The 2,191-nt window shown below is 58.5% G+C and carries 2 protein-coding genes; both read left to right on the forward strand.

Features of this window, described 5'->3' with window-relative positions:
• Positions 1–503, forward strand: a 503-nt coding sequence (locus EN914_RS32900; RefSeq protein ID WP_206527294.1) for an EscU/YscU/HrcU family type III secretion system export apparatus switch protein, incomplete at its 5' end; no start/stop codon positions are given.
• 356 nt (positions 504–859) lie between these two features.
• Positions 860–1,663 carry a hypothetical protein gene (locus EN914_RS32905; RefSeq protein WP_024505378.1) on the forward strand — a complete coding sequence of 268 codons (804 nt, stop codon included), beginning with the start codon at positions 860–862 and terminating at the stop codon, positions 1,661–1,663.
• Positions 1,664–2,191 lie beyond the last annotated feature (528 nt).

Consider the following 2,191-nt stretch of genomic DNA (forward strand, 5'->3'; position numbering starts at 1 on the left):
GTGTTGGCCTCATCTTTATGGAGACAAAATTGCTGATGGGAATTGGCGCCGGCGCACTGCTGGTCGGCGGACTGATCGATCTTCTGCTCCAGCGCGCGTTGTATCTGCGCGAAATGCGCATGACCAATACCGAAGTGACGCGCGAGTCGAAGGATCAGCAAGGAGCGCCAGAGTTGAAAGGTGAACAGCGTCGCATCCGCGAGGAGGCGGCCGACGAGCCTGCGCTTGGCGTGCATCGCGCCACGCTGGTCTTAACAGGAAGGGCGGTCCTGATCGGTCTGCGTTACGTTCGCGGTGAAACCGGGGTGCCGTTCTTAGTTTGCCGTGCCGAAGGTGAGCGCGTTTCACATGTGTTGAGCGAGGCGCGGGCACTACGCCTGACGATCGTCCATGACCATGTCTTAGCGCGTCAGCTGATAGGCACTACAAAACTCGGCCACGCGGTTCCTATGCAATATTTCCAGCCTGTCGCGAAAGCATTCTTTGCCGCAGGCTTGGCCTAGTCATTGGAAGTCCACGACTGCCCAGTTCAAAACTGACCTGGCTCCATGCTAGTGGCAAATGTCGGCTGGCCATCCGTGCCCCAGTGTCTCTGTCAGGCCAACCGCGCAACCGCGGGCCTGGGGCAATCACTCCCCTCGGATCTGCCACCCAGCAACTACGGCAAGTCCTCCGGGCATGACCTTGCAGCCTCTGCTGGCCGGTGCGTGGCGCAGTCCGAGGTTTTGAGGCCGGCAGTGCGGATTTGATTGGTGCAGCCGTTGGAATGCCCTCGTCAGCTAGTCGTCAACTAAGCGCCCTATGTTGAACAGCCGTGCTAACTTGAGCTCGGTTGCGAAACATAGGAGTACGAATCGTCATGTATGGTCGAATTGGTGGCTCATCCGATAGTTACCGCGCGCATAATGCCGGCGAGCAATCGGATGCAGGAAGCGAAGGGTTCGCGGACACATTTGCCCGAATGCACTTATCCGGATCGGAAGGTAGCGGCGCCTCATCATCGGCGGCTCCCCAAGCATACTCCCTCAATTCCCGACCTCCTGTGGTGGAGATCAACAGGACTTCCTTCAGGAGACAGGTGAGGCAATTTCATGGTGATGAAATCACGCACATCGCCGACAATCCTCAAGAGTATTCGGAGTTCGTATCGTCACGAGCCAGGCGCACCGCGGACGTTGCTCAGCAATATGGCATCCGTCGAGATACGGAGCATGCGCGATATTTCAGTTACCAATTGGGAGACCGGAGTGCCGGACTGCTGAGAATGGAAGGCGGATTCAGCATGAACGAGTTCGAATCGGAAAGTTGGCGGGAACAATTTCCTGGTCGAACTGAGGTCACTTCCATAGTGGATCTTCAAGTCGCCCATCCGCTCGTCGAAAATGCGGGCGATATTCTGCTGGAGCATCAACTTCGGATAGACGGCGACCGACCGTTGCTGAATTGGCGTGCGGCTAATCCGGAAGCACAAGCGCGCGCGCAGACGATGGGGTTTGTTGAAGTGGATCATGGCGACCTGGTGCTTGACCCTACGCAGCATCCCGACAAATGGACGAAGAACAGTGCCGGTGAGTGGCAGCGTGCAGGCAAACCTCCACTCTATCTCCACAAAACCGAGGATAGCGACAGCAGCGATAGCGGGTCCGACGACGATTTCATGTGATTTGTCGACCCGCCGCCGAGCCTTGCAACTGGTGACGGTTGCAAGGCTGTTGGCAGTGAATGCTAATTGTCCGGCGACAGCCCCGCCTTAGCGCCAGCGCCGCCGAGCAATCCAGCCCATCTCCCAGACAATAAACTGCGGATGCGCATCGTGGGTGCTTGCGAGCGGATTGTATTCGGGCCGGAACTCCGCCTCTTGGAACCGAGCTCTCCCGAATCCAATTTTCTCCACCACACCGTTGGGTCGTTGCGATGCGCCGATCCCGATCGGATCGGCTATGCCTGCTCCGCGCTCGCAGGAAGACCTTCCGCCTCGATCTTGGCGGCGCGATCTCGGCGATAAGTTGGATGGGAGGCAAGATACGCCGCCACGTCAACAGCCGGTAACGCGACATCGCAAATCGGCCCTGACGGTAGCCGATCGACTCCAATCGCCGGACCGCAACTCGCGCAGCGGCATTCGCGGTTTGGCCAGGAGAAATGCTCGCTGACTCACAGCGTGGCCGGCCGCATTCTGAGTGCCCTGTCA

It is taken from the genome of Mesorhizobium sp. M7A.F.Ca.CA.001.08.2.1 (genome assembly GCF_003998455.1).
GTDB lineage: Bacteria > Pseudomonadota > Alphaproteobacteria > Rhizobiales > Rhizobiaceae > Mesorhizobium > Mesorhizobium ciceri.